29 protein-coding genes are annotated in these 26,313 nt (G+C 74.8%); 23 read left to right on the forward strand and 6 right to left on the reverse strand.

What is annotated here, in order from left to right; translation table 11 throughout:
• Positions 1-8: 8 nt before the first annotated feature.
• The 8 genes from C7Y72_RS19885 (at position 9) to C7Y72_RS19920 (ending at position 6,894) form a co-directional block, all read left to right on the forward strand.
• Positions 9-1,172: a glycosyltransferase family 4 protein gene (locus C7Y72_RS19885; RefSeq protein WP_107570946.1), complete on the forward strand. Its 1,164-nt coding sequence runs from the start codon at positions 9-11 to the stop codon at positions 1,170-1,172.
• Positions 1,169-2,056, forward strand: a complete 888-nt coding sequence (locus C7Y72_RS19890; protein ID WP_107570947.1) for a glycosyltransferase family 2 protein — start codon at positions 1,169-1,171, stop codon at positions 2,054-2,056. The genes C7Y72_RS19885 and C7Y72_RS19890 overlap by 4 nt, the downstream gene beginning before the upstream one ends.
• Positions 2,057-2,163: 107 nt before the next feature.
• Positions 2,164-2,394 (forward strand): phosphopantetheine-binding protein, encoded by a 231-nt coding sequence (locus tag C7Y72_RS19895; protein WP_107570948.1) that lies wholly within the window; start codon positions 2,164-2,166, stop codon positions 2,392-2,394.
• Between the two features lie 19 nt (positions 2,395-2,413).
• Positions 2,414-3,766, forward strand: a complete 1,353-nt coding sequence (locus C7Y72_RS19900) for a class I adenylate-forming enzyme family protein (RefSeq protein ID WP_107570949.1) — start codon at positions 2,414-2,416, stop codon at positions 3,764-3,766.
• Positions 3,763-4,497, forward strand: a complete 735-nt coding sequence (gene fabG / locus C7Y72_RS19905) for a 3-oxoacyl-ACP reductase FabG (protein ID WP_107570950.1) — start codon at positions 3,763-3,765, stop codon at positions 4,495-4,497. The genes C7Y72_RS19900 and fabG overlap by 4 nt, the downstream gene beginning before the upstream one ends.
• Positions 4,497-5,078 carry a serine O-acetyltransferase gene (locus C7Y72_RS19910; protein WP_107570951.1) on the forward strand — a complete coding sequence of 194 codons (582 nt, stop codon included), beginning with the start codon at positions 4,497-4,499 and terminating at the stop codon, positions 5,076-5,078. The genes fabG and C7Y72_RS19910 overlap by 1 nt, the downstream gene beginning before the upstream one ends.
• Positions 5,075-6,202 carry a cellulase family glycosylhydrolase gene (locus tag C7Y72_RS19915; protein ID WP_158276959.1) on the forward strand — a complete coding sequence of 376 codons (1,128 nt, stop codon included), beginning with the start codon at positions 5,075-5,077 and terminating at the stop codon, positions 6,200-6,202. Before C7Y72_RS19910 ends, C7Y72_RS19915 begins: the two co-directional genes overlap by 4 nt.
• Positions 6,203-6,213: 11 nt before the next feature.
• Positions 6,214-6,894, forward strand: a complete 681-nt coding sequence (locus C7Y72_RS19920; RefSeq protein WP_107570953.1) for a methyltransferase domain-containing protein — start codon at positions 6,214-6,216, stop codon at positions 6,892-6,894.
• Positions 6,895-6,913: 19 nt separating this feature from the next.
• Here the strand turns inward: C7Y72_RS19920 and C7Y72_RS19925 are convergent, their stop codons facing one another.
• Both C7Y72_RS19925 and C7Y72_RS19930 read right to left on the reverse strand, forming a co-directional pair.
• Positions 6,914-7,597, reverse strand: coding sequence for a class I SAM-dependent methyltransferase (locus tag C7Y72_RS19925; RefSeq protein ID WP_107570954.1), 684 nt, complete (start codon positions 7,595-7,597; stop codon positions 6,914-6,916).
• Positions 7,597-8,313 carry a class I SAM-dependent methyltransferase gene (locus tag C7Y72_RS19930; RefSeq protein WP_107570955.1) on the reverse strand — a complete coding sequence of 239 codons (717 nt, stop codon included), beginning with the start codon at positions 8,311-8,313 and terminating at the stop codon, positions 7,597-7,599. Before C7Y72_RS19930 ends, C7Y72_RS19925 begins: the two co-directional genes overlap by 1 nt.
• Positions 8,314-8,336: 23 nt before the next feature.
• Between C7Y72_RS19930 and C7Y72_RS19935 the strand changes: the two genes are divergently transcribed.
• The 9 genes from C7Y72_RS19935 to C7Y72_RS24200 are packed head-to-tail and all read left to right on the forward strand — an operon-like array spanning position 8,337 to position 16,727.
• A complete protein-coding gene (locus tag C7Y72_RS19935) occupies positions 8,337-9,062 on the forward strand; it encodes a sugar phosphate nucleotidyltransferase (RefSeq protein ID WP_107570956.1) in 726 nt (241 codons plus the stop codon).
• On the forward strand, positions 9,059-9,799 hold the full coding sequence (locus tag C7Y72_RS23580; RefSeq protein WP_158276960.1) for a class I SAM-dependent methyltransferase: 741 nt from the start codon (positions 9,059-9,061) through the stop codon (positions 9,797-9,799). The genes C7Y72_RS19935 and C7Y72_RS23580 overlap by 4 nt, the downstream gene beginning before the upstream one ends.
• Before the next feature lie 23 nt (positions 9,800-9,822).
• Positions 9,823-10,812 (forward strand): dTDP-glucose 4,6-dehydratase, encoded by a 990-nt coding sequence (locus C7Y72_RS19945; protein ID WP_107570957.1) that lies wholly within the window; start codon positions 9,823-9,825, stop codon positions 10,810-10,812.
• Entirely contained in the window at positions 10,809-11,825 is a 1,017-nt protein-coding gene (locus tag C7Y72_RS19950) for a glycosyltransferase family 2 protein (protein WP_158276961.1), read from the forward strand. Before C7Y72_RS19945 ends, C7Y72_RS19950 begins: the two co-directional genes overlap by 4 nt.
• A 2-nt stretch (positions 11,826-11,827) precedes the next feature.
• The gene (locus C7Y72_RS23585; RefSeq protein ID WP_284690358.1) at positions 11,828-12,922 is read left to right on the forward strand and encodes a glycosyltransferase family 4 protein; all 1,095 of its coding nucleotides are present in this window, start codon (positions 11,828-11,830) and stop codon (positions 12,920-12,922) included.
• Between the two features lie 28 nt (positions 12,923-12,950).
• Positions 12,951-14,090, forward strand: coding sequence for a glycosyltransferase family 4 protein (locus C7Y72_RS19960; protein WP_107570959.1), 1,140 nt, complete (start codon positions 12,951-12,953; stop codon positions 14,088-14,090).
• An 11-nt stretch (positions 14,091-14,101) separates the two neighbouring features.
• Positions 14,102-14,782: a class I SAM-dependent methyltransferase gene (locus C7Y72_RS19965; RefSeq protein ID WP_107570960.1), complete on the forward strand. Its 681-nt coding sequence runs from the start codon at positions 14,102-14,104 to the stop codon at positions 14,780-14,782.
• A gap of 12 nt (positions 14,783-14,794) precedes the next feature.
• Positions 14,795-15,544: a YebC/PmpR family DNA-binding transcriptional regulator gene (locus tag C7Y72_RS19970; protein WP_107570961.1), complete on the forward strand. Its 750-nt coding sequence runs from the start codon at positions 14,795-14,797 to the stop codon at positions 15,542-15,544.
• On the forward strand, positions 15,513-16,727 hold the full coding sequence (locus C7Y72_RS24200; protein WP_107570962.1) for a glycosyltransferase: 1,215 nt from the start codon (positions 15,513-15,515) through the stop codon (positions 16,725-16,727). The genes C7Y72_RS19970 and C7Y72_RS24200 overlap by 32 nt, the downstream gene beginning before the upstream one ends.
• 34 nt (positions 16,728-16,761) lie before the next feature.
• On the opposite strand, the gene C7Y72_RS19980 is transcribed toward C7Y72_RS24200, so the two are convergent.
• On the reverse strand, positions 16,762-17,886 hold the full coding sequence (locus tag C7Y72_RS19980) for an adenylate/guanylate cyclase domain-containing protein (protein ID WP_107570963.1): 1,125 nt from the start codon (positions 17,884-17,886) through the stop codon (positions 16,762-16,764).
• Between the two features lie 36 nt (positions 17,887-17,922).
• On the opposite strand from C7Y72_RS19980, the gene C7Y72_RS22930 reads away from it, so the two are divergent.
• Complete coding sequence (locus tag C7Y72_RS22930; RefSeq protein ID WP_158276962.1) at positions 17,923-18,546, forward strand: TetR/AcrR family transcriptional regulator; 624 nt, start codon at positions 17,923-17,925, stop codon at positions 18,544-18,546.
• On the opposite strand, the gene C7Y72_RS19990 is transcribed toward C7Y72_RS22930, so the two are convergent.
• On the reverse strand, positions 18,543-18,977 hold the full coding sequence (locus C7Y72_RS19990; RefSeq protein WP_107570964.1) for a hypothetical protein: 435 nt from the start codon (positions 18,975-18,977) through the stop codon (positions 18,543-18,545). The two genes, C7Y72_RS22930 and C7Y72_RS19990, sit on opposite strands and share 4 nt — an antisense overlap.
• Positions 18,956-19,438, reverse strand: a complete 483-nt coding sequence (locus C7Y72_RS19995; protein WP_107570965.1) for a hypothetical protein — start codon at positions 19,436-19,438, stop codon at positions 18,956-18,958. Before C7Y72_RS19995 ends, C7Y72_RS19990 begins: the two co-directional genes overlap by 22 nt.
• Before the next feature lie 196 nt (positions 19,439-19,634).
• Here C7Y72_RS19995 and ruvC point away from each other — a divergent pair, with 196 nt between their 5' ends.
• Genes ruvC through ruvB form a run of 3 tightly spaced genes read left to right on the forward strand, consistent with a single transcriptional unit; the run spans position 19,635 to position 21,789 of the window.
• Positions 19,635-20,165: a crossover junction endodeoxyribonuclease RuvC gene (gene ruvC, locus C7Y72_RS20000; protein ID WP_233243935.1), complete on the forward strand. Its 531-nt coding sequence runs from the start codon at positions 19,635-19,637 to the stop codon at positions 20,163-20,165.
• A complete protein-coding gene (gene ruvA, locus C7Y72_RS20005) occupies positions 20,162-20,758 on the forward strand; it encodes a Holliday junction branch migration protein RuvA (RefSeq protein WP_107570966.1) in 597 nt (198 codons plus the stop codon). The genes ruvC and ruvA overlap by 4 nt, the downstream gene beginning before the upstream one ends.
• A complete protein-coding gene (gene ruvB, locus C7Y72_RS20010) occupies positions 20,755-21,789 on the forward strand; it encodes a Holliday junction branch migration DNA helicase RuvB (protein WP_233243936.1) in 1,035 nt (344 codons plus the stop codon). The genes ruvA and ruvB overlap by 4 nt, the downstream gene beginning before the upstream one ends.
• A 117-nt stretch (positions 21,790-21,906) precedes the next feature.
• Here ruvB and C7Y72_RS20015 read toward each other — a convergent pair whose 3' ends face one another.
• Positions 21,907-22,839, reverse strand: a complete 933-nt coding sequence (locus tag C7Y72_RS20015; RefSeq protein ID WP_107570967.1) for a hypothetical protein — start codon at positions 22,837-22,839, stop codon at positions 21,907-21,909.
• Positions 22,840-22,946: 107 nt separating this feature from the next.
• Here C7Y72_RS20015 and C7Y72_RS20020 point away from each other — a divergent pair, with 107 nt between their 5' ends.
• Positions 22,947-23,396, forward strand: a complete 450-nt coding sequence (locus tag C7Y72_RS20020; protein ID WP_107570968.1) for a PAS domain-containing protein — start codon at positions 22,947-22,949, stop codon at positions 23,394-23,396.
• 13 nt (positions 23,397-23,409) lie between these two features.
• A complete protein-coding gene (secD, locus tag C7Y72_RS20025) occupies positions 23,410-26,313 on the forward strand; it encodes a protein translocase subunit SecD (protein WP_107570969.1) in 2,904 nt (967 codons plus the stop codon).

A 26,313-nucleotide genomic window follows, 5' to 3' on the forward strand; every position in this document is an offset into this window, starting at 1 on the left:
TCCCGCCGGTGACCGCGAGTGCCGGAGAGGCCCGGAGCGCCCGCCCGGGGCCCGAGCCCGTGCCCGTCCTGTTCGTCTCCTCGCACGCCCAGCTCGGCGGCGGCGAGGGCTACCTCCGCTCGATCGTCGAGGGGCTCGGCCCGGCGTGGTGCGCGGGCATCGTCTCGCTGCACGACGGGCCGTTCGTGCAGCGGCTGCGGGACGGCGGCCACGAGGTCACGGTGCTGCCCGCGGAGGGCCGGACGAGCGTCCTGGGCGCGGCGCGGCGGCTGCGCGGCGAGCTGCGGCGCACCCGGCCGGCGGTCGTGCACGCCAACGGCATCAAGGCGGCGCTCGTCGCCGTCCTCGCGCGCGGCGTCGGCGGCCCGCCGGTCGTGTGGCTGAAGTACGACTTCGGCTGGGACGGCGCGATGGCCGCGTTCGTGGCGCTGCGCTCGCGCATGGTCGTGGGCATCAGCGGGGCGGTCAACGAGACGTTCGGTCGCCTGACCCGGCGTCGCGCCCGCGTCGTGTACGCCGGCGTCCCGGAGTACCCGGACGCCGAGGCCCAGGGGCCACGCGCGCTCGCCGCGGTCATGGACCGGCCCGCGGACGGCCCGGTGATCGCGCTGTCCGGGCGGCTGTGCCCGGGCAAGGGCCAGACCGACATGGTCGCCGCGATGCCCACCGTGCTGGCCCGCCATCCCGATGCGACGCTGCTGCTGCTCGGCGTCGAGGACTCGTTCTACCCCGGCTACCGCGCCACGCTCGAGGAGCAGGCGCGCGGGCTCGGCGTCCACGACGCCGTCTGCTTCGCCCGGCTCGCCGGGCACATGCCCGCCGAGGCGGTCTCGGTCGTCAGCGCCTGCGACGTGCTCGTGCAGCCGAGCCGCCTGCAGGAGCGCGGCGGCTGGCGCGAGGGCTTCGGCCTCGCCGTCGTCGAGGCGATGCAGGTCGGGACGCCCGTCGTCGCCTACGCCAACGGCGCGCTGCCCGAGGTCGTCGGGGACGTCGGCGTCGTCGTGCCGGAGGGGGACCACGTCGCGCTCGGGACCGCGGTCGCCGACCTCCTGGACGATCCCGAGCGCGCCCGTGCGCTCGTCGCCGCCGCGCGCGTGCGCGAGCGCGAGCGCTACCGCCTGGACCGGGTCATCGCGCAGATGGCCGACTGCTACGTGGAGGCCGCCCGATGAGCACGCCCGACGTCTCGCTCGTGATCCCCGCCTGGGGCACGCACGTGACCTACCTGCCGCCGGCGATCGAGTCGCTGCTGGAGCAGGAGGGGCCGCGGACGGAGATCATCGTCGTCGACAACGCCTCCGACGTGCCGGTCCCGCCGCTGCCGCCGCAGGTCCGCGTCATCCGCACGCCGCAGCGGCTGCCGGTCGGCGGTGCGCGCAACGCCGGACTCGACGCGGCGATCGCCCCGGCGATCATGTTCTGGGACGCCGACGACGTCATGCTCCCCGGCACGCTGCGGCGCCTGAGCGAGGTGCTCGACGGCGACCCGCGCGTCGTCGCCGTGACGATGGACAGCGTGCGCTGGACGCCTGAGACCGGTCCGGGCGAGCGCTGGCCGTGGCCGCGCAGCGTGATGTACGCGCTGTGTCGCCGACCGCGGCTGTTCGCGATCATCGCGCAGGTCTACTGCCCGTTCACCACGACGGGTCCGGCGCTGATGCGCACCGCGGAGGTCCGCGACGCGGGCGGCTTCGCGAGCGACATCGCGTTCTTCGAGGACTGGGCGCTCGCGTCGTCGCTGACCGTCCGCGGACGGATCGTGATGCTGCGGGAGATCGCCCGCTGGTACCGGATCCACGACGAGTCGCTGACGCTCGGCCACCTCGGCCATCCGGACGAGCATCTCTGGCTCGCCGGGCTGCGCCGCCGGGCGCGCACCGACCACCGCCGTCCGCGCTGGCTGAAGGCGATGCTCCCGCTCTTCCGCGTGCACCACGAGATGCGCATCCGCCGCGGCCGCAAGAGCACGGCGGGCGTCGGCTACTACGAGTCGGCGCTGGCGGACGTCGACGGCGCCGCGGGCGCCAAGGAGGCGGCGGGCAGCCCCTCGCCGTGAGCCCGGAGGCGCCCACCGGCGCAGCCGCTACCATCCCCGCCGCGAACGGCGACCCGCCACCGCGGACCGCCGTCCACCACCCCGAGATCCACAACCCAGGGACGTTCATGGCAGAGCCCACGCAGGTCATCGTCGAGCTCATCAAGGGCCTCATCGAGCGCCGCGGCGACGAGCCGCCGGAGATCACGCCGGAGTCGCGCATCGCCGCCGACCTCGACCTCGACTCGCTCGAGCTCGCCGAGCTCTCCGCCGGCCTCGAGGACGCGTTCGGCCGCGACCCGTACAGCGAGGGCATCGTCCCCGCGACGGTCGGCGAGCTCGTCGCCTACTTCGGCTAGCGGGCGGCGCGAGCGGCCCGTGCTCATCGACGTCCTGCGGACGGCCGCCGAGGCGGGGGCCGACACCGCGATCATCGGCCCGGACGGGAGCATCGGCTACGCCGAGCTCGTCGCCCGGGCCGAGCGCCTGGCCGCGGGCCTGGCCGCCCGCGGCGTGGAGCGGTTCGCGGTCGCGTGCCACGACCCGCTCGCCGTGGTCGCGCTGCTGGCCGCGTCCTCCCGGATCGGTGCGGAGGCGTGCGTGTACCCGCGCGCGCTCGACGACGCGGGGGTCGCGGAGTCCGCCCAGCGCCTCGGCCACGACCTCGTCGTCGTGGACGCGCCGCGCGACACCGGGGCCGCGACCGCGCTGGTCCCCGCCGACCTCGAGCAGGACGGTGCGCTGCCGCCCCAGCCGCAGGACGCCCCGGTCCTGATCCTCACGACCGGCACCTCCGGCACGCCGAAGGGCGTGCGGCACGAGTGGCGGCGGCTGATCGCCGCGGTGCCGCGCGGGGCGGACGCGATCGGTCGCCGCTGGCTGCTGGCCTACAACCTCAACCAGTTCGCGGGCTTCCAGGTCCTGCTGCACGCGGTCGTCCACCGGGCGACGCTCGTGGTGCCGCGCAGCAGCCAGGCCCGCGACGCGCTCGACGCGCTCGTCGCCCACGACGTCTCCCACGTCAGCGCGACGCCGACGTTCTGGCGCCTGCTCGCCGGGCAGGCGGAGGCCGCCGACGGCCCGCCGCCCGCGCTCGCGCAGATCACGCTCGGCGGCGAGGCGACCCCGGGTCCGCTGATCGAGCGGCTGCGCGCGGTGTTCCCGGACGCGCGGATCACGCACGTCTACGCGGGCACCGAGTTCGGGTCCGCGATCGCGATCACCGACGGGGAGCCCGGCCTGCCCGCCTCCGTGCTCGAGCGCGGGGAGGACGCCGACGTGCGCTTCCGCGTCGTCGACGGCGAGCTGCACGTGCGCTCCCGGCACGCCATGCGCGGCTACCACGGGGCCCCCGAGCACGAGGGCTGGATCGCCACCGGGGACCTCGTCGAGGAGCGCGACGGGCGCCTGCACTTCGTCGGGCGCACGGTCGAGATCATCAACGTCGGGGGCGCCAAGGTGCACCCCCTCCCGATCGAGGAGCTCGTCTCGACCGTGCCCGGGATCGCGGTCGCCGCCGTCTACGGCGCGCCGAACGCGATCACCGGCCAGATCGTCGCGATCGACGTCGTCCTCGAGCCGGGCGCCGACGAGGCCGTCGTCAAGAAGGCCGTGTACGCCGCCTGCTCGGTGCTTCCCGCGCCCGGCCGGCCGCGCCGCCTGCGCTTCGTCGACGCGCTCGAGACCCGCGGCGACAAGATCGTCCGCACCACAACCCAGGAGCAGCAATGAGCAGTCGCGTCGTCGTGATCACCGGCGGGAGCCGCGGGCTCGGGGCCGGCATCGTCCAGGCGTTCCTCGACGCCGGCGATGTCGTCGCCACCTGCAGCCGCTCCGCCACGCCGCGGACCGACGCCTGGGCGGCGGATCCCGCCACCGCGGAGCGGTTCCTGTTCGCGCCGGTCGACATCGTCGACGTCGCGGCCGCGCAGGCGTTCGTCGCGCAGGTGCTCGAGCGGTTCGGGCGCATCGACGTGCTCGTGAACAACGCGGGCATCGCGCGCGACGGCGTCATCGGCCTCGCCTCCGACGAGGACATCGACACGGTCCTCGACCTGAACCTCAAGGCGACGTTCACGATGACCCGCCTCGTCGCCCGGCGCATGCTCCTGGCGGGCAGCGGCCGGATCGTCAACATCTCCTCGATCGTCGGGCTGTCCGGCTATCGCGGCCTGTCGGTGTACTCGGCGACGAAGGCCGGCCTCGACGGCTTCTCCCGCTCGCTGGCCCGCGAGCTCGGTGCGCGCGGGATCACGGTCAACTCGGTCGCGCCCGGGTACCTCCGCACCGAGATGTCGCACGGCCTCGACGAGAGCCAGCTGCAGCAGATCGCCCGGCGGACCCCGGCCGGCCGGCTCGGCGAGCCGGAGGACATCGCTGGCGTCGTGCTGTTCCTCTGCTCGCCCGCCGCGAGCTTCATGACCGGGCAGACGCTCGTGGTCGACGGGGGGCTGACCGCCTGATGGAGCCCGCGCCCGACGACCGCCGCGCCTCCTGGCCGAAGGGCGTGCGCGCGCTCTACTGGTCCGACTACGTCGCGCACTGCAGCCACAAGGCGCCCGAGTCCCGCGAGCGCCGCCGGCTGCTCGCGCTGCCCCGCCTGCTGGTCAACCCGTCGCTGCAGGCGGTCCTCGTGCTGCGGATCGCCAACGCGAGCCCGCGCTGGACGTGGTGGATCTGGCGAAACTTCTTCGTCCGGCTGCACTCGATGGACTGGAGCGGCAAGCTCGAGATCGGGCCCGGGTTCGAGATCCCGCACCCGATCGGCGTGCTGCTCGCCGCCGACGCGCAGATCGGCGCCAACGTCGGGCTCGGCCACAACGTGACGCTCGCGGGCGAACGCGGTCCCGGTCGGCCGATCATCGAGGACAACGTCACCGTGTACCCGGGCTCCGTGCTGATGGGCGGCGTGCGCATCGGCGAGGGCTCGATCGTCGGCGCCAACTGCGTCGTCACCCGGGACGTGCCGCCCGGACGGATGGTCACGCCGCGCGGCGTCGTCCCGCTCGCCGCCTCCAACCGGCACGGAGAGCCCGGGACGTGAGCGGCCGGCGGGCCCGGCGCCGGCTGGCGGCCGTCGCGGGCGCCGCCGCCCTCGCCGCGCTCGCCGGTTGCGGCGGCGGGGAGCAGCCCGTCCGCACGCTCGACCCGCCCGCCCACCGGGGCGTCGCGGTCGACATCGTCTTCGGCACGCCCGCCTCGGCGGAGCTCGCGGAGGTCGACGCCGCCGCCGAGCTCGGCGCCGACGCGATCCGCGTGGCCGTCCAGTGGGCGGGAATGGAGCCGCTGCGCGCCGGCGAGCTCGCCGACTGGTACGTGCAGCGGCTCGACGGGCTCGTGGCGCGCGCGCGGCGCGCGGGGCTGCAGGTCCTGCTGACCCCGGTGTTCACGCCGTGCTGGGCGGTCGACGCCGCCGGCGGTGCGCCGTGCGCCTCCCCGGCGGCCGCGCAGCAGGTGCAGACCACGCACCCGCGCGATCCCGCCGACTACGCGCGCTTCGCGGGACGGCTCGCCCGCCGCTACGGCGACGCGCTGGCCGGACTGGAGGTCTGGAACGAGCCGAACCTCCCGGGCTTCTGGGCTCCGCAGGACGCGGCGCGCGACTACGTCCGCCTGGTCCGCGCCACGCGGCAGGAGCTGCTGCGCGTCGCGCCCCGGCTGCCGCTCGTCGCGGGCGCGCTGGCGGGCGGCGACGCCCCGTTCCTGGAGCAGCTGTACGGCGAGGGGCTCGCCGACGAGATCGACGTCCTGTCCGTGCACGCGTACAACGACGGCCGCCCGCCCGAGCGGGGCCTGCCCGCCCGCTTCGCGCGCGCCGCGTTCCGGCAGGGCCTGCTCGCGGTCAAGGGGGTGGTGGAACGGCGGGACGCCGGGCGCACCGTCTGGGTGACCGAGATCGGCTGGAACACGAGCACGCAGCGCGGTGAGCTGTTCAACGACGGGGTCGGGGAGGCCGAGCAGGCCGCCTACCTCGGCCGGGCCCTCGCGCGCCTGCAGGCCCCGGGGACGGCGCTGGGGTTTCCGGAGTCGGTGTTCGTGTACCGGCTGCGCGATCCACGCCAGGCGCCCGCGGATCCGCAGCAGAACTACGGGCTGATCGCCGCCGACGGCCGCCGCAAGCCCGCGTTCGCCGCGGTGCGCAGGGCGTTCGCCGCCCGGCGCGGCTAGGGTCCGGGGCGATGGCCCAGCCGATCACCCGTCAGGTCCTCCAGGACGTCATGGCCGTCGTCGACCTGCCCGACCCGGTCGTCGAGTTCGGCTCCCTGCAGGTCGAGGCCGCGCAGGACATCGACCTGCGCCGCTTCTTCGCCGGACGGCCGTTCACCGGGACCGACTTCCGCGAGGGGCCGGGCGTCGACCGCGTCGAGGACCTGCGGGCGCTGACGTTCGGCGACGGCGAGGTCGGCACCGCGATCTGCCTCGACACGCTCGAGCACTGCGCCGATCCGCCGCAGGCGTGCCGCGAGCTGGCCCGGGTGACGCGCCGCGACGGTGGCGTCTGCCTGATCAGCTCGGTGATGCTGTTCGGCATCCACGGCTACCCCAACGACTACTTCCGCTTCACCCCCGAGGGCTTCCGCGAGCTGCTGAGCGGCTTCGACGACGTCCGCGTGGTCGGGATCGGCGACCCGGACATCCCGCGCGAGGTGTTCGGGATCGGCGTGCACGGCCGCTCGCTCGGGGACCTCGACCTCGCCAAGCTGCCGAGCGTCGTCGCGCTGCAGCGCGTCTGGGACGACCCGGCAACCGGCGTCAAGGTCGGACCGCTGCGCGTCCCGCCGGGGCAGCTCGCCCGCTCGCTCGTGCGCGAGCTCCCGGGCGTCCTGCGCGCCCGCCGCGCCGCGCGCCGCAGCGCCTGACCGGGACGGTCGCGCGCGCTCAGGACGCTGGCGCGTCGCCGACGCGACGGGCGGCCAGCACGTGCTGGAAGGTCAGGAACGTGCGCCCCGGCCCGCGGGCCAGCAGCCGCACGAGACGCCCGTCGGACGGGCCGGTCGGCCGCGGGCGCAGCACGCGACGCACCTCCACGACCTCGAGGCCGGCGGCGGCGCACAGGCCGTACGCGTCGGCGAGCGTGAACCAGCGCAGGTGCGTCCGGTCGAAGATCCCCATGCTGCGCCGCGGGAACGTGCCGCGCACGCCGAGCTGCCAGAACGTCTCCCAGTGGCGGACGTTCGGCAGGCTGACGACGACGGTGCCCCCGGGCGCCAGGGCGCGCACCAGCCGCGCGAGCACCGCCTCCGGGTCGCGCAGGTGCTCCAGGACGTCGGCGCAGACGATCACGTCGAACGGCTCCTCGGGCAGCGGCACGTCGGCGTCGAGGTCGACGGCGTGGACCGCGTCGAGGCGCTCGCGCGCGATCGCCACGTAGGCGGGATCGCGCTCCAGCCCGACGACCGTCCCGGCCCCGTCGGCCTTCAGCGCGGCGCCCAGCGCCCCCGAGCTGCAGCCGACGTCCAGGACGCGCCGCGGTCGCGGCGGGACGAGCGCGCGGACCTCCGGGCGGTCGTTCTCGTAGGCGGCGGCGAGGACGTCGAAGCCGCCACCGGGCCCCGGGACCATCAGCCGTTCTTGCGGGCGTGGAAGACGGCGTGGCGGACGGCCCAGCCGTCGGTCGCCTTCATCGAGAACTTCGCGACCCGCTCGACGTGGTCGAACCCGGCGCCCCAGATCATCGAGCGCCACGCCCGCTGGTTGGGCATCCAGTACACGACCGCGGCGTCGCGGTCGGCGCGGTAGCGGGACACGGGCCAGGGGAGGAGGTCCAGTCGCGGGTCGTACTCCTCGGCGCTGACGAACATGCCGCCGGGCTTCGTCAGGGCGGCGATGCGCTCGAGCGCGAGCACCTGGTCGCGCAGGTGGATGAGCACGGAGCCGCAGAAGACGAGGTCGAACTGCCCGAGGTCCTCGGGCAGCGCGTGGTAGACCGAGCACACGACCCGCTCGACCTTGCTGCCCAGCAGCTCCTTGGCGACCGCGAAGCCCTGCCCGCGCTGCACGTCGGCGAAGGTCTCGGGCCGGCGGCGGGCGGGCCAGTCGAGGTCCTCCTCGCGGTCGAGGTCCAGGGCCACGACCTCGGCGCCGCGGCGCTCGAGCTCGAAGGCCCAGAACCCGTCCCAGGTCCCGACCTCCAGGACGCGCTTGCCGTCCAGGCGCTCGGGGAGCCGGTAGTGCGGGACCTGATCACGCAGATCGAAGATGCCGGGGGTCACCAGACCCTCCGGCAGCTCGAGCGTGTGGTACCAGCTCATGGACTTGGCGCGCTCCAGGGTGCTCACAGGACCGGCATACTACGCGCCGCATGCCACGCCGAGAGCCTGTCGTGATCCTCTGCGGAGGGCGGGGAACCCGTCTGCAGGAGAAGACCGTCGACATCCCCAAGCCCCTGGTGGAGATCGGGGGCCGTCCGATCGTGTGGCACGTGATCCAGGTGTACGCCGCCCAGGGCTTCCACCGCTTCGTGCTGCTGACCGGCTACAAGGGCGAGATGATCGAGGCGTTCGCGCGCGAGACGGCGTGGCCGGAGGGCCTGGAGGTCCGCTGCGTCGACACGGGCCTGGACACCCAGACGGGCGGGCGGATCAAGCGCGCCGCGGCCACGGGCGCGTTTGGCGACGGCCGCTTCGCCGCCACGTACGCCGACGGCGTCGCGGACGTCGACCTCGCCGGCCTGCTGGCCTTCCACGAGGGACACGGCGAGCTCGCGACGATGACCGTCGTGCGCCCCGAGCTGCAGTTCGGCGTCACCGTCATCGAGGGCGACAACCGCGTCTCCGGCTTCCGCGAGAAGCCCCGCAGCGAGCACTGGATCAACGGCGGCTTCTTCGTCTTCGAGCCCGGCGTCCTGGACTACCTCAGCGAGTCGAGCATCCTCGAGCGGGAGCCGCTGGAGGGCCTGGCGACCGACGGCGCGCTGCACGCGTTCCGCCACACCGGCTACTGGGACTGCATGGACACCTACAAGGACTCGATCACGCTGAACGACCTGTGGGCCTCCGGTGCGGCCCCGTGGAAGGTCTGGGCGTGAGCGACGCGCGCACGGCGGTCGCCGGCGTCCCGTTCTGGTACCACACGATCGAGGTCGCCCCGGGGGTGCTGACCCCGGGTCAGGTGGACCTGCGCACGAGCGCCGCGAAGCTCCTGCCCGACGACCTGACCGGCCGTCGCGCGCTGGACGTCGGCACGTTCGACGGCTTCTGGGCGTTCGAGCTGGAGCGGCGCGGCGCGCAGGTCGTGGCGATCGACGTCGACGCGCTCGACAGCGCGCAGTGGCCGCCGCTGAACCGCCCGCGCCTGGAGCGCCAGGCGGCCGAGTGGGGGATGGAGCTCGGCCGCGGCTTCGCGGTCGCGCACGAGGCGCTCGGCTCGTCGGTGCAGCGGATCGTCTGCGACGTCTACGACGCCGCGCCCGACCGGCTGGGCGGCCCGTTCGACCTCGTCTTCATGGGCGCGATCACCGAGCACCTGCGGGACCCGGTCCGCGCGCTGGAGGCGGTGCTGTCGTGCCTGCGCCCGGGCGGCGAGCTGGTCCAGATGGAGCCGTTCTCGATCCGCAACACGCTGCGCGCCCCGCGCACCCCGGTCGCGCACTTCCAGCCGCTGGTGAGCGACTTCAACTGGTGGTACCCGAACCTGTCGATGCTCAAGGCGATGCCGTGGGCCGCCGGGTTCGTCGACGTGCGGCGGACCTGCTTCCTGCGGCCGCCGTCCTCCAGGGCGATGACCGGCTGGTACGCCGGGATCGCCTCCCGCCGACCGTCCTGAACGACTGAGAGACTGAGCAGCACATGACCTTCGGAGAGCAGCTGTCCGGCAAGACCGCCTTCGTCACCGGCGCCTACGGGATGCTCGGCTCGTGGCTCGTGCGCGGGCTGCTGGACCACGGTGCACGCGTCGTCGTGCTCAAGCGCGACCAGGTGGCCGCGTCCGCGCTGGCCCTCGACGGGCTGGAGGCCCGCTGCCAGGTGGTGCGCGGCGACCTCGTCGACGCGAACCTCATGGACCGGGCGCTCGGCGAGTACGAGGTCGATGCGGTCTTCCACCTCGCCGCGCAGACGATCGTCGGCACCGCCAACCGCTCCCCGGCCTCGACGTTCGACTCGAACATCCGCGGCACCTGGACGCTGCTGGAGGCCTGCCGCCACCACCAGGTCTCGCAGACGGTCGTCGCCGCGTCCGACAAGGCCTACGGCCCGCACGACACGCTGCCCTACAAGGAGGACTTCGCGCTGCAGCCGAAGTTCCCCTACGACGTCTCGAAGGCCGCCACGGACCTCATCGCCCGCTCGTACTTCCACACCTACGGCCTGCCGGTGGCGGTGACCCGGTTCGCGAACATCTACGGCGGCGGGGACCTCAACCCGTCCCGGCTGATCCCCGAGATGGTCTCGGGCATCCTCGCGGGCCGCGCCCCGGTGATCCGCTCCGACGGCTCGCCCGAGCGGGACTTCCTCTACGTCGAGGACGCGGTCGCCGCCTACCTGGCGATCGCCGACGAGCTGGCGGCCGGCCGCGCGGGCGGCGAGGCGTTCAACGCCGGGGGCGACGCGCCGCACAGCGTCCGCGAGATCGTCGACCTGACGATCGAGGTGGTCGGCTCCGACGTCGTCGCCGACTACCAGGGCGCCGGCGTCCCCGACGGGGAGATCGACCGCCAGTACGTGGACTCGACGAAGCTGCGCGAGCTGACCGGCTGGGCCCCGCAGGTCGACCTGCGCGAGGGCCTGCGACGCACCGTCGAGTGGTACCGGGCGCACCCCGAGGCGCTCTCGGCGTGAGCGACGGCGGCGGCGCCGTCCCCGCGATCTCGGTCGTCGTCCCCTCGCACGACCGGCCGCTGCGGCTGCGCTGGCTGCTCAACGCGCTCCAGGAGCAGACGCTCGACCCGGCCCAGTGGGAGGTCGTGGTCGCGCACGACTCCAGCGGCCCGGAGACGGAGGAGCTGCTGCGCACCCATCCGCTCGCGGCCGCCGGCGTGCTGCGCCACCTGACGTTCGACCCCGGACCGGGACCGGCCGTCAAGCGCAACGCCGGGTGGCGTGCCGCGCGCGCCCCGCGGATCCTGTTCACCGACGACGACTGCCGGCCGCCACGCGACTGGGTCGCCAACGGGCTGGCCGCGGCGCTCGCGCGCCCGGACGCGATCCTGCAGGGCCGCACGACGATCGACCCGGACGAGCTGGCGGTCCGTCAGCGCGTGCCGCACGCCCGCAGCCAGGAGGTCGACCCGCCCGTGCCGTGGGCGCAGACCTGCAACATCCTCTACCCGCGCGCGGTGCTCGAGGCGACCGGTGGCTTCGACGAGTCCCTGCCGCTGGCGGCGGGGGAGGACACGGACCTCGCGCTGCGCGCCCGCGCGCTCGGCGCCCCCTACGAGGCGGCGCCCGACGTGCTGACCTACCACTGCGTCGAGCCGGCGAGCCTGCTCGCGCGGATGCGGGAGGTGCAGCGCTGGGAGCACCTGCCGTTCGTCGTGCGCGCGCACCCGGAGGTCCGCGACGGGCTCCCCGGCTTCGGCACGTGCTGGAAGCCCGCGCACGCGCGCCTACCCGCGGCGGCGGCGGGCGTGACGCTCGCGGCCACCGCCCTGGCGCGCCGCCGCCCGGGGCTGCTCGGGGCGGGGGTCGCCGCGGTCGTGCCGTGGGCGCTGGCCGCCGCGCCGCGCTACGGCCGCGACCCGCGGGGCGTCGCGCGGTCGGTGAGCGAGCTGCCCGGACGGTTCGCGCTCGACGTCGCCGAGTTCACCGCGCTGGCCCGCGGCAGCGTCCGCTACCGCACCCTGCTGCTCTAGCCGTGCGCGTCCGCCTGCTCAACCCCGTCTTCTGGCCGGAGGTCCGGCGCGGCTCGGAGCGGTTCGCGCGCGAGCTCGCCGACGGCCTGCGCGACCGCGGCCACGACGTGACCCTGCAGACCTCCCGTCGCGGCCGGCGGACGGTCGCCGTCGAGGACGGGGTGACGGTCGTCCGGGTGCCGCGGCTGCCGGGGGAGGACCGGTTGCGCCGCCGCCTCTACGAGGACCACCTCCTGCACCTGCCGGCCGCCTACCGCGAGCTCGCCGCCGACCCGCCGGACGTCGCGCACGCGCTCTACCCGACCGACGCCCTGGCCGCCCTGCGCGCCCGCGACCGCCGCGGCGGCGCGCCGGTCGTCCTCTCCTACATGGGCATCCCGCACCGGGTCGGCCTCGCCAACCGACGCGGCCGCAAGGAGATCGTCCTGCGCGCGGCCCGCGAGTCCGACGCGGTCGTCGCGCTCAGCCGCACCGCCGCGGACGGCTTCGAGCGCTGGCTCGGGGTACGCGCGCACGTCGTGGCGCCCGGGGTCGACGTCACCGCGTTCGCGCCCGGCGAGGGCCGGGCGCCGGTCCCGACGATCCTCTGTGCCGCCGACCATACGCAGCCGCGCAAGCGGGTGGCGCTGCTGGCGGAGGCGTTCGCGCTGGTGCGCCGCGAGCGTCCGGACGCGCGGCTCGTGCTCTCCCGGGTCCCGGGCGCCCCGCTCGCCGGGCGGCTGCCGGACGGGGTGGAGGAGCGCGACCTCGACGACCGCGCGGTGCTGGCGGCCGCCAACCGCGAGGCGTGGGTGGCCGCGCTCCCGTCGGTGGGCGAGGCGTTCGGCCTCGTGCTCGCGGAGGCGCTCGCGTGCGGCACCCCGGTCGTCGGCACCGCGGCCGGGGCGATCCCCGAGGTCGTCGACCGTGACGGCATCGGCGCGCTGTTCGACGGGGACGACCCGCGGGAGCTCGCCGTCGCGCTGCGCACGGCCCTGGACCTCGCCGCCGACCCGGCGACCGCCGCGCGCTGCCGCGAGCGGGCGCTCGAGCTCTCGACCGACCGCACGACGGAGGCGTACCTCGCGCTCTACGCCGACCTGACCGCCCGGCGGTGAGCGCGTGCGGGTCCTGACGGTCGGGAACATGTACCCGCCGCACCACCAGGGCGGCTACGAGCTGGTCTGGCGGGCGGCGGTCGTGGACCTGCGCGCGCACGGGCACGAGGTCACGGTCCTCACGACCGACCACCGCGAGCCGGGCGTCCCCGACGGCGACGAGCCGGACGTCCACCGCACGCTGCGCTGGTACTGGCACGATCACGACTGGCCGGCGCTCGGCCTGCGCGAGCGCGCCCGGCTGGAGCGCCACAACGCCGCCGCGCTCACCGCGGTCCTCGAGCGCGCGCGGCCCGACGTCGTCGCGTGGTGGTCGATGGGCGGCATGTCCCTGTCGCTGCTCGACGCGGTGCGCCGGCGCGGGCTGCCGGCGGTGGCGTTCGTGCACGACGACTGGATCCTCTACGCGCCGCGCCGCGACCTCTGGCTCGCCACCCCCGGGCCGCTGCGGCGGCTCGCCGGGGTGCCGCTCGCCCGCGACCTGGGTCCGGCGGCCGAGTGGGTGTTCGTCAGCGAGCACACCCGCGACCGGGCGCTGCACCATGGCGCGTGGACCCTCGCGCGCACGGCGATCGCCCACTCGGGGATCGACCCGCGCTTCCTCGACCCGGCGCCGGAGCGTCCGTGGGAGGGGCGGCTGCTCGTCGTCGGCCGGCTCGACGAGCGCAAGGGCGCCGACGTCGCCGTCACGGCGCTCGCCGCGCTGCCGGACGCGACCCTCACCGTCGCGGGCGACGGCGACGCCGACTACGCGCGCCGCCTGCGCGAGACGGCCGCGGCGGCGGGCGTCGCCGACCGCGTGCGGCTCCTGGGCCCGGTCGCGCGCCGCGACCTCCCGGCCCTCTACGCCGCCCACGACGCGACGGTCTTCCCGGTCCGCTGGGAGGAGCCGTGGGGGCTCGTGCCGCTCGAGTCGATGGGCGTCGGACGGCCCGTCGTGGCGACCGCCCGCGGCGGTGCCGCCGAGTACCTGCGCGACGGCGTCAACGCGCTGGTCGTGCCGCCCGACGACCCGGACGCGGTCGCGGAGGCCGTCGGGCGCCTGGCCGCCGATCCGGCGCTGCGCGGACGGCTGCGCACCGCGGGCGCGGCGACGGCGGCCGCCCACACCCACGAGCGCTTCCACGAGCAGGTCCGCGCGGCGATCTCGCGCGCCGGGCGCGGGTAGGCTGCCGGTCCGTGCTGGACTCCGCCGCGCAGCGCATCGCCGAGCTCCCCGACACCGCCCGCGTCCTGGACGTCGGTGGCTGGGCCGCCCCGATGGCCCGCGCCGACGCGGTCATCGACCTGTTCCCGTACGAGACGCGCGGCCTCTACGGCCCGCCGGTCGACCCGGCGGCCGAGCGGTTCACCGCCGCCACCTGGACGCAGCGCGACATCTGCGCGAGCGGGCCGTGGCCGTACGCCGACGACGAGTTCGACTTCGTCGTCTGCTCGCACACGCTCGAGGACGTCCGCGACCCGGTCCGCGTCTGCGAGGAGCTCGTCCGGGTCGCGCGCGCCGGGTACGTCGAGGTGCCCGCCCCGGTCCACGAGCTCACCTACGGGGTGCACGGTCCCTGGGTCGGCTGGAGCCACCACCACTGGATCAGCGAGCTCGACGGGGACGGCCTGCGCTTCACGTTCAAGCCGCACCTGCTCGTCGAGCCGGGACGCCACCTGCCCGCGGGCAGCTGTGCGGGCCTGGCGCCCGAGGACCTCGTGCTGGAGCTGTGGTGGGAGGGCTCGTTCGCGTTCGGCGAACAGGTCCTCGTCGGCGCGGAGGAGTTCGACGGCTGGCTCGGCGGGCTGCTGGCGCGCGCGGGGGAGCGGGCGACCCCGGTCGCGTCCCCTCGCCGGGCGCGCTGGCGGCGGCCCTGACAGAATCGCGTCATGGCCGGACATTCGAAATGGGCGTCGATCAAGCACAAGAAGGCGATCGTCGACTCCCGGAGGGGCAAGGCGTTCACGAAGCTCGCGCGGCACATCACCGTGGCCGCGAAGGCGGGCGGCGGTGACCCGGACGGCAACCCGGCGCTCGCGCTCGCCATCCAGAAGGCGAAGGCCGCCTCGATGCCGAAGGACAACATCGAGCGGGCGATCCAGCGCGGCACGGGGGAGGGCGCCGACGCGGAGAGCTACGAGGAGGTCCTCTACGAGGGCTACGGTCCGGGCGGCGTCGCGCTGCTGATCGAGGCGCTGACCGACAACCGCAACCGCACGGGCGCGGACGTCCGCCACGCGCTGTCCAAGGCGGGCGGCAGCCTCGGCGAGCCCGGCTCGGTCGCGTACCTGTTCGACAAGCAGGGGATCATCGTCGTCGACGGCGAGAAGTACTCCGAGGACGACCTGATGGTCGCGGTCGACGCGGGCGCCGAGGACATCGCCCAGGAGGGTGACGTGTTCGAGATCGTCACCGAGCCGTCGACGCTCTCGCAGGTGCGCGCGGCGCTGCAGGACGCGGGGATCGAGGTGCAGAGCGCCGACGTGACCCAGCGGCCGAAGACCCGCGTGCAGCTCGACGAGGAGACCGCCGCGAAGCTGTTCCGGCTCATCGACGTGCTGGACGACAACGACGACGTCGGCGACGTCCACGCGAACTTCGACGTGGATGACGACGTCCTCGAGCGCCTCGCCGGCTGACCCGCCGGTCCTGGGCGTCCTGCTGGACGTCCACCCGCTGCGCAGCCAGACGTTCGTCACGACCGAGCTGCGCGAGCTCGCCGCGCTGGGCCACCGCATCCACGTGGAGGCGACCCGGCGCGGCGACCACGAGCCGGAGCCGATCCCGGGGGTGACGGTCCGCTGGCGGCAGGACGACGTCGCGGTGTCACGTGGCTCGGCGCTGCCGCTGCTGGTCGGGCGCCCGCGCGCCACGGTCGCCGACCGGGTCGCCCGGCAGCGTTGGCGCCGCGGCGAGGCGGTGCCGCCGCTGCGCGAGCTGCTGGAGCCGCTCGCGCGCCTGCAGGCCGCCGGGGTGGAGCACCTGCACGCGCACTTCGCGGCGGGCGCCGCGCTCGACGCGCTGCGGCTGGCCCGCCTCCTGCGCGTGCCGTGGTCGGTGACCGCGCACGCCTACGACATCTACCAGCGGCCCGAGAACCTCGCGGAGAAGCTCCGCGACGCGGCGTTCAGCACGAGCGGCTGCGACTACACGGTCGCCGACCTGCGCCGGATCGCCGGGCCCGGGCACGCCGACCGGGTGCACCGGATCGTCATGGGGGTGGACGCGGCGACCTTCCGCCGCACGCGCCCGCTCCCGGGTGGACGCCGGGTCGTCGCGGTCGGCCGCCTCGTGGAGAAGAAGGGCTTCGCGCACCTGCTGGAGGCGGCGGCGATCCTCGAGCGTCAGGGCCAGGGCCTGGAGCAGCTCGTGATCGTCGGGGACGGGCCGTTGCGTGCCGCGCTCGAGGCGCGCGCCGCGGAGCTGCTCCCGACCGGTCGGTACCGGTTCCTCGGGGCGCAGGACGCCGCGACGGTCCGCGGCGTGCTCGACCGCGCCGACCTGCTCGCGATGCCGTGCGTCGTGGCCGCCGACGGGGACCGCGACTCGATGCCGGTGGTGGTGAAGGAGGCGCTCGCGATGGAGCTGCTGGTCGTCGCCAGCGACGAGGTCGGCCTGCCGGAGATCGTCCGGCCGCCCGCCGGCACGCTCGTCGCCCCCGGCGATCCGGCGGCCCTGGCGCAGGGTCTCGCGGCCGCCCTGGCGCTCGACCCGGCCGCGCGCGCCGCCGCCGGTGCGGCGGGCCGCGAGTTCGTGCTGCGCGAGGCCGACGCGGCCGCCGAGGCGGCGAAGCTGTCGCAGCTCGTCCTCGACGCCCGCTGACGGGCGGCCGCGCCCCGGCCCGCCCGGCGGTCGCTCAGGCGCGCTCCGGGTCCGGCGCCCGGCGGGCCCGGAACGTCTTGACGCCGCCGCGGACGCCCTTGACGCGCCGCTCGCCCGCGAACGACCACGCCAGGCGGGGGTCGTCGGCCGCCGCGTCGTGGGCCTCCTGGGTCGCGAGCACGCTCCCGGTCCGGGCCAGCGACGTCATCCGGCTGGCGAGGTTCACCGGGGCGCCGAACCAGTCGCCGCCGACCGAGGTCGCGGAGCCCTGCGCGATCCCGACGCGCACCTGCGGGAACTCCTCGCCCTCCGCGGCGACGAGGTCGACGAGCGCGAGCCCGGCGACGACGAGCGCGGCGGGCTCGTCGCTCACGAGCATCACGGCGTCGCCGATCGTCTTGACGAGCCGGACCGGCCCGGTCGCGACGGCCGCGCCGAGCACCTCGAGCCGCTCCGCGACGCGCCCGACCTCCTGCGGTGGCACCTCCTGCCCGAGCCGCGTGAAGCCGACGAGGTCGGCGAAGGCGACGGCGACCTCCCGTGCCCCGGGGATCGCGCCCTCCTCCCGGGCCCGGAGGTCGAGCGTCTCCCCGCGCACCATGTCACGCAGGTGCATGCGCACCATCGACTCCAGCAGCGGCCCGACGTGGGGCAGGACGACCTCGACGGTCGCCTCGAAGCGCTCGGCGAGCTCGCGCTCGCGCAGCCCGGGCTCGAGCGTCAGCTCCAGGACGGTGCGGCGCATCACCTGCGCCGCCTGCGCGAGGCCGCGCCCGAGCACGCGGCCGATCGCGACCATCTGCGCCTCGCTCACGCCGAGCTCCGCGAACCGGGCGGTGAGCTCGACCGCGCGCGTCTCGGCCTCGGCGAAGTCGACCCGATCGGGGTCGGCGATCGCCAGGCCCTGCGAGGCGCGGACCGCCTGCAGCAGCTCGAGCGGCACGCCGGCCCGGTCGGCGAGCTGCGCCGCGGTCAGCGTCGGCGGGCCGCCCATCACCACGCGTTCCGCGGGCAGGAAGGCGAGCAGGCCCTCGGCGTGCGCGCGATGCAGCTCCGCGTCGGTGAACCCGCGGTCGGCGAGCCACTCCAGCAGCTCGACCCGCTCCTCCCGCGCGCGGCCCTCCAGACCGTCCAGGAAGCCGTGCCAGGGAGCGCTCATCGCGCCGGACGCTACCGGGCGTCGTACCCTGTGCCCGTGCCCGACCGTGAGCCCCGCCGTCGCCTGTCCGCCTCCGAGCGGCGCCGCGCGATCCTCGACGCCGCCCAGGAGGCGTTCGCCAGCGGCGGCTACCACGGCACGTCGCTGGAGGAGGTGGCGCAGGCGGCGGGGATCTCCAAGGCCCTGATCTACGAGCACTTCGCGTCCAAGCGGGACCTGCACGCGTCGCTGCTGCAGTTCCACGTCGAGGAGCTGTTCGCGCGACTGCACGCCAACGCGCGCAGCGGCGCGACCGGCGAGGCGCGGCTGCGCGGCGGGGTCGACGCGTTCCTCGGCTGGGTCGAGGAGCGGCGCGTCGCCTACCGGGTGTTCTTCCGTGACGCGGCCGACCCGGACGTGGCCGACGTGACGGCCGCCGTCCAGCAGCAGGTCACCGGGGTGATCGCCGTGCTGATGTCCACCGATCCGCAGCGCCCGCCGGGCGGCCGGGTCAGCGAGGACCAGATCACCCAGCACGCCCAGCTCCTCGCCGGCGCGGTGCAGGGCCTGGCGAGCTGGTGGCACGACCACCCGGACGTGCCCCGGCAGGAGCTCGTGGACCGGGTGATCGAGTTCGCGTGGGTGGGCCTGCAGCGGCTCGGCGAGCGCGCGAACGCCTAGGCCAGCTCGCTCGTGTAGCGCGTCTCGTTGCGCATGATGTTGATCGAGCCCTCGTTGTCGCGGGTGTAGCCGCGGAACGCGACGGTGCTGCCCTCGCGGTAGGAGTAGTCGCACCGGACCCAGGTGCCCTTGCCGTACGGGTTGCGGCAGTGCCGGTCCCGATCGGCGAGCTGCCCGTAGGCGGAACGGCCGTCGGCCGCCTTGTCCTGCACGTACAGGTACTCGCCGTCGCGCCGGAAGCAGACCTTCACGTTGTCGTTCTCGGCGACGTTGCCGGCGCAGGTCTTCCCGGGGCCCTTCACCTTCTGGCCGATCTGGACCTCCTCGGCGGAGGCGACGGAGACCGGGACGAGGCCGACCGCGAGGGTGGTCAGCAGTGCGGTGGTGCAGCGCACGAGCTCGTCCTCGCTCAGACCGTGGCCGCGTCCCACGCGGTCCAGTCCTGGTAGTGGCTGAGCTTCTTGCACGAGTGGATGGTGCCGTCGCAGCGGCCGGAGCGGATCTCGACGCGCTTGCCCTCGGGGAGGTCCTTGTCACACGCCAGGCGCGTGCCGACCCAGCCGACCGTGGGGACCCAGGCGGGGCCCTTGGTGGTGATGCACAGCCCGCGACGCGAGCCGTCCGAGAGACGCCAGTGGACGGCGGCGCGCATGCTGTCGCGCTCCCAGTCGGCGGTGTAGAACACGTCGCCGTTGTCGTTGAAGCACCCCATCGAGTAGGTGTCGCCGACCTTGGCGTCACAGCCGTAGAAGTCCTGCACCTCCGAGGAGGTGGCCATGTCGATCTCCAGCGGGGCGGCCGCCTGGGCGGCAGGAGCGCCGGTGAGGGCGACGAGCGCACCGGCGGCGACGGCGAGCGCGGTGGAACGCAGGGAACGGCGGGTGGACGGCATCGAAGGTGCTCCTCGGTGTGGGGTGGACGGTCACCCCGTGCCTACCCGCCGGGCGGCGCGGGACCGTGAGAGTTCGATGAGGGCCGCGGCGCGCCGGCTCCGACGGCCTCGCCCCGGACCGGTCCCGGGTCGGCGGGACCGCGCCGCGGGGACGGCCGCGGGGGAGGCATCCGGCCCGACGCGCAGAATCCCTGCGGTGGTGAAGGTCCTCGGCATCGATCCCGGTCTCGCGAACACCGGCTACGGCGTGGTGCAGCGCCGCAGCGGCCGGCTCGCGGCGCTCGACGGCGGCGTCATCACGACGGCGTCCGACATGCCGATGGAGCGGCGCCTCGTGAAGCTCCACGCCCGCGTGCTCGAGCTGCTCGTCGAGCACCAGCCCGACGCGGTCGCGCTCGAGGCCCTGTACTTCGGCCAGAACGCGCGCTCGGCCTTCGCGGTCGGGCAGGCACGCGGCGTCGTGCTGCTCGCCGCGGGTGCGCAGGGCCTCACGACCACCGACTACACGCCCCAGCAGGTCAAGGGCGCGGTCTGCGGCAGCGGCCGCGCCGAGAAGGACCAGGTCCAGCGCATGGTCCAGGCGCTGCTGTCGCTGCCGGAGCTGCCGCGTCCCGACCACGCCGCGGACGCGCTCGCCGTCGCGATCTGCCACGCCAACCACGCGCCGCTGACCGCGGCGGTCGCCGCCCGGCGCCACGCCCGTCCGACCCAGCCCGCGGTCCGGTGATCGCGCTCGTCGCCGGGGACGTCGCGGTGCGGCGTCCGGACCACGTCGTGATCGAGACCGCCTCGGGGGTCGGCTACCGGCTCGGCGTCTCCGCGGAGACGCTCAAGCACGTCCCCGCGGTCGGCCAGCCGGTGTCGTTGCACACCCACCTGATCGTCCGCGACGACGCGCTGGTCCTCTACGGCTTCCACGCCGAGGAGGAGCGGGACCTCTTCCTGCAGCTGATCGGCGTGCAGGGCGTCGGCCCGAAGGTCGCGCAGGCGGTGCTCGGCGGCGGCAGCGCCCGGCAGCTCGTCGGCGCGATCATCGCCGGGGACGCGGCGCGCTTCCAGGCGGTGCCCGGGATCGGCAAGCGGATCGCCGAGCGGATCGTCGGGGAGCTGCGCGACAAGGTCGGCCTGGGCGACTGGGACACCGCCGTGCCGGGGGACGACCTCGCGGTGCACCGCGCCGACGACCCGCGGCTGCTGGCCCGCGACGGGCTCGTCGAGCTCGGCTGGTCGCTGCCGGAGGCCGAGGAGCTGCTGCGCGGACTCACGGGCGACACGCCCGAGGAGCTGATCGCGCAGGCGCTGCGCGGGGCCCGCCGGTGAGCGACGAGATCCGCATCCAGACGCCCGGCTGGCTCCCGGACGAGGACGTGGAGGAGACGTCGCTGCGGCCGCGCACGCTGGACGACTTCGTCGGCCAGCCGGGGCTGAAGGCCCAGCTCGCGGTGAGCCTCGAGGCGGCGATCGCTCGCGGCGAGGCGCTCGACCACGTCCTGCTCGCCGGCCCTCCCGGCCTGGGGAAGACGTCGCTGGCCCACATCCTCGCGGCCGAGCTCGACGTGCCGCTGGTCATGACCGCGGCCCCGGCGCTCGAGCGCAAGGGCGACGTCGCGGCGTTCCTCACCGCGCTGGAGCCGCGCTCGATCTTCTTCGTCGACGAGATCCACCGGCTGCCGCGCGCGCTGGAGGAGACGTTCTACCCGGCGATGGAGGACCGGCAGCTGCCGATCACCGTCGGCCAGGGGGCGGGCGCGAAGGTCATGACGCTGCCGCTGCCGCCGTTCACGCTCGTCGGCGCCACGACGCGCGCGGGCCTGCTGACCTCGCCGCTGCGCGACCGCTTCGGCATCCAGCACCGGCTGGAGCCCTACGACCTCGACGAGCTCGCCGACATCGTCCGGCGCAGCGCGACGATCCTCGGCGTCGAGCTCGCCCACGACGGGGCCGCCGCGGTCGCCCGCCGCTCGCGCGGCACCCCGCGCGTCGCCAACCGGCTGCTGCGCCGCGTCCGCGACTTCGCGGAGGTCCGCGCCGACGGGGTCGTGACCGGGGACGTCGCCGACGCGGCGCTGGACCTGCTGCAGATCGACCACCTGGGGCTCGACCGCCTCGACCGGGAGATCCTGCGCGCGGTCTGCGAGCGGTTCGACGGCGGGCCGGTCGGCCTGTCCACGCTCGCGATCACCGTGGGGGAGGAGCAGGACACGCTCGAGGACGTGTACGAGCCTTACCTGCTGCAGTGCGGCTTCCTCAAGCGGACCCCGCGCGGCCGTGTCGCGACGCCGCGCGCGTTCGCGCACCTCGGCCTCGAGCCGCCGCCGGCCGGGCCGGCCGACGCCTCCTCGCTGTTCTGAGCGGCCCGGCCGCAACGCAGCCCCGGTGAGCCCCCTGGGCGGATTCTGGGTGATCCGCGTGCCGGATACGGGTCCCGGATCACCCAGTACGGCCTGGCTCGGTCGACCCCGCCGCGCTCAGCAGGGCCGGTTGCCCAGCGGCAGCGGCACGACGCCCGCCCGGCTGATGTCGACGCCCGCGGGCGAGCCGCTGAGCCGGTACGGCTTGCCGTTGACCGTGACGGCGGTCGAGGCGAGACCGACGTTCAGGCGCACGCGGCGGCCCTTGAAGGTCCGCGGCCCGCTGAGCGTGCCGGCGAACAGCTGCCGCCCGGCGCCGTCGTCGACGCAGAGGTACGTGGCAGCCGCCGGGGTGAGCCGCACGGTGACGAGCTTGCGTGCCGCGGCGCGGCGGCGGGCCTCGCGCTTGCGGCGGGCGGCGCGCCGGTCGGCGGCGCGGCGCTTCTCGGCCGCGCGGCGCTTCTCGGCGGCCGCCTTGCGGGCGGCCTCGCGGCGCTCCGCGGCGCTCGGACCGGTCGGGCCCGTCGTGGTGGCGGTGGCCTTGCGGGCACCGGTGGCGGCGCTGCCGCGGGCCCCGGTGGTGCCGCGCGCGCCGGTCGTGGCGGCGGCGCCGCGGGCGGCGTCGGTCGTGGTCGCGGCGGGGAGGGCGTCGGCGACGCGCGTGCCGCCGCCGTCGGCCCCGCCGACGACCGTAGAGGCGCCGGCGACCCCGGCGACGAGCGCGGCCAGCGCGCCGACGCCGACGACCGCGCGGCGCACGGTGGTCCCGCGCGACCCGGGGTCCACGGCCCGGACGCGCAGCTCGACGCGGGCGCCCGGCGCGGCGGTGGCGAGCCCACCGTCGGGGAGCTCCACGCCCGCGAGACCCAGCGCGGCCTCGACGCGGCGCAGGGCCGCGGGGTCCGCCGGATCCGCGCCGAACGCGGCGAGCAGCTGGTCGAGGGTGGGCCGTCGCTCGGCCTGACCGCCCCGCGCGGCGGCGCGGGCGATGTGGCGCGCCGTCTCGGCGTCGCGCAGGCTGACGGGCTGGTCGTCGGGGTGGGGAACCATGGACCTCATGCTTCTTCGTCGGCAGGTCCCTACCGTTCCTGAAGCCGGCCTGCGAGGAGCGTGACGCAGCGGTGACCCAGGCTCGCGTACCCTGTCGGAGTTCCACGATGGCCCACCTCTTCATCTGCCCCAACTGCGGCGCCCGCTCGACGGCGACCGATCGCACCGCCGGCTTCCGCTCGACCCCCAAAGGCTGCGCCAAGTGCGGCTTCGGGTTCCTGTTCGAGCTGCTGGACGACTACTACCCGGCCCCGGACGCCGCGTTCTTCGCGTGCGACCAGCAGGGGAACGTCATCGCCTGCGGTCGCGGGAGCTTCGAGCTGACCGGGCTCGACGACGAGCGCGTGATCGGACGCCCCGTGAGCGAGGTGCTCGGCCTGGAGTGGGGCGACCAGCCCGACGCGGTCGCCACCGTGCTGGAGTGGGGCGTCCGCCAGCTGGACAAGCCGGTCAGCGTGAACGCCGAGGGCGACCTGCCCGCCAGGGCGACCGCCGATCTGTTCCCCGCGTACGACGACGACGGCGGCCTGCTGCTCGTCCTCACCCCCGAGAAGTAAGGTCCCCGCGCTCGTGTCCGAACGCCGTCGCAATCTCTTCATCCTCCTGCTCGTCGGCGGCCTGCTGGCCGCCTCGATCGCGGTCGTCGCGACGAAGCAGACGAAGCTCGGCCTCGACCTGAAGGGCGGCGTCGAGCTCGTCTACCAGGCGAGCCCGACCAAGGAGGTCCCGACCGTCACCGGGGAGGCCGTCGATCGCTCGATCGAGGTCATGCGCGAGCGCGTCGACCAGCTCGGCGTCGCGGAGCCGGAGATCCAGCGCCAGGGCGCGGACCAGATCATCGTCTCGCTGCCCGACGTCGACAACGCCGACGAGGCGATCGACCAGGTCGGCACCGTCGCCCAGCTGTACTTCTACGACTGGGAGACGAACGTCCTCGGGCAGGACCTCAAGCCCGACCCGAGCAATGCGGACATCACCGGTGGCGCGTCCGCCGGCTCCGCGGGCTGCCTGCCGAAGTTCGACGCGCTGGCCCGCGCCTCGCGTCGCGCGGCGATGCCGAACCAGAAGACCTCGGCCGGCAACCAGTTCTACGTCACGGACAACAAGACCCGCAAGGTCCTCGAGGGCCCGCAGGAGACCCGTGAGGCCGTCCTCAAGAGCCTGGCCGCGGACCGCGCCGGCTCGGGCGCCGCGAACGCCCGCCCGGAGGGTCGCCTGGCGGCCGACGAGCAGGTCCGGGAGATCAAGGAGGGCACGATCATCGTCCGCGGCGAGCAGCCGCCGGGCAGCGACGACAACGACACCGAGCGCGACTGCTACTACGTCCTCAACGACAACTACGCGCTCCAGGGCAAGGACATCAAGAACCCGGAGCAGCAGTTCGACAACGGTCCCGGCGGCACCGGGCAGCCGAACGTCACCTTCGAGTTCAGCGACGCCGGCCGTCGCATCTGGCAGAACGTCACGCGCGAGATCGCCGAGCGCGGCCAGAACCAGTTCCTGCCGGGCTCCGACCCGCTGAGCGCCGCGCAGCACTTCGCGATCGTGCTCGACGGCCAGCTGATCTCCACGCCGTACATCGACTTCCAGCGCAACCCGGACGGCATCGACGCCCGGACGGGCTCGGAGATCTCCGGCGGCTTCACGATCAAGAGCGCGCAGACGCTCGCGAACCTCCTGAAGACCGGTGCGCTGCCGATCAAGCTCGACCTGATCTCGCAGTCGCAGGTGTCGGCGTCGCTGGGCCAGCAGGCGCTCGACGAGGGCCTCGTGGCCGGCATCGCCGGCTTCGTCATCGTCGCCCTGTTCCTGCTCGTCTTCTACCGCGTGCTCGGCGTCATCGCCGTGACCGCCCTGACCGTCTACGCGATCTACTTCTACGCGCTGATCAAGCTCATCCCGGTCACGCTGACGCTGCCGGGCATCGCGGGCCTGATCCTGACGATCGGCGTCTGCGCGGACGCGAACATCGTCATCTTCGAGCGGGTCAAGGAGGAGATCCGCGCCGGCAGATCCATGGCCGCCGGCATCGCGGCGGGCTACAAGAAGGGGCTCAGCGCGATCATCGACGCGAACGTCGTCACCTTCCTCGTCGCGTTCATCCTCTTCATCCTCGCCACCGCGGGTGTCAAGGGCTTCGCGCTCGTGCTCGGCGTCGGCGTCATCGTCTCGATGCTCACCGCGGTCCTGCTCACGCAGGCGATCCTCGGCGTCGCGAGCCGGTCCTCGCTGCTGCAGTCCCCGTCTGCCCTCGGGCAGAAGGACCCGTCCAAGCACAAGAACCGCTGGCGCTTCGACTACGCGGGCAACGCCCCGAAGTTCTTCGCCGCCTCCGGCGTCATCCTCGTCATCGGCGCGCTCGCGCTCGGCGGCAAGGGCCTGCAGTTCGGCATCGACTTCGACTCCGGCACGCGCGTGACCGCCGCGCTGGTGCAGAAGACCGACGAGGCCGGCATCCGCGACGTCCTCGACCGCGAGGGCCTGGGCGACGCGAAGATCCAGCGCGTCACCGACGAGGAGCTCGGCGACAACGCGTTCCAGATCCGCACCGAGCAGCTCGCGCCCGACGAGGTCTCGCAGAAGATCACGACCCCGCTGGACGACGAGTTCCAGATCCGCGGCGCGCCGAACACGGAGTCGATCGGCCCGACGTTCGGCAACGCGGTCGCCGAGAGCGCGGTGATCGCGATCATCGCGTCGCTGCTGGTCATCACCGCGTACATCGCGCTGCGGTTCGAGTGGAAGTACACGCTGCCGATCCTCATCGCGGTCAGCCACGACATCCTCATCACGGCGGGCGTCTACGCCCTCGTCGGCCGGGAGGTGACGACGTCGACGGTCGCGGCGCTGCTCACGATCCTCGGCTTCTCGCTGTACGACACGATCATCGTGTTCGACCGCGTCCGCGAGAACGTGCCACGGATGCCGCGGGCCGCGTTCTCCCAGATCGTCAACCGCTCGATGAGCGAGGTCATCGTCCGCTCCCTGGCGACCAGCTTCTGCGCCCTGCTGCCGATCCTCGCGCTGTACTTCTTCGGTGGCGAGACGCTGCAGGACTTCGCGTTCGCGCTGATCGTCGGCACGTTCTCCGGCACCTACTCGTCGGTCTTCATCGCCTCGCCGGTGCTGACCGCGTGGAAGGAGCGGGAGCCCGTGTACCGCCGTCGCCGTGCGCGGATCGCCGCGGCCAACGGCGGTGTCGTGCCCCCGTACGCCGACGGCGCGGCCGCGATCGAGGCACCGGTCGAGAAGGCACGCAAGCGCGCCCCGGCCCGGCTGTCCGACGATCCCGCCCAGGGCGTCAGCAAGCAGGAGTTCGACCAGATGGTCCGCGACCTGCACGTCGAGTCGCCGCCGGTCGCGACGGCCGACCCGACCGCCGACGCCTCGCCCGAGGACCTCGTGCTGAAGGACAAGCCCCAGCGCGACAAGTCCGGCCGCACCCGCAACAAGCGCCACGGGCGCCCCCGATAG

Source organism: Paraconexibacter algicola (assembly GCF_003044185.1).
Taxonomy (GTDB): domain Bacteria; phylum Actinomycetota; class Thermoleophilia; order Solirubrobacterales; family Solirubrobacteraceae; genus Paraconexibacter; species Paraconexibacter algicola.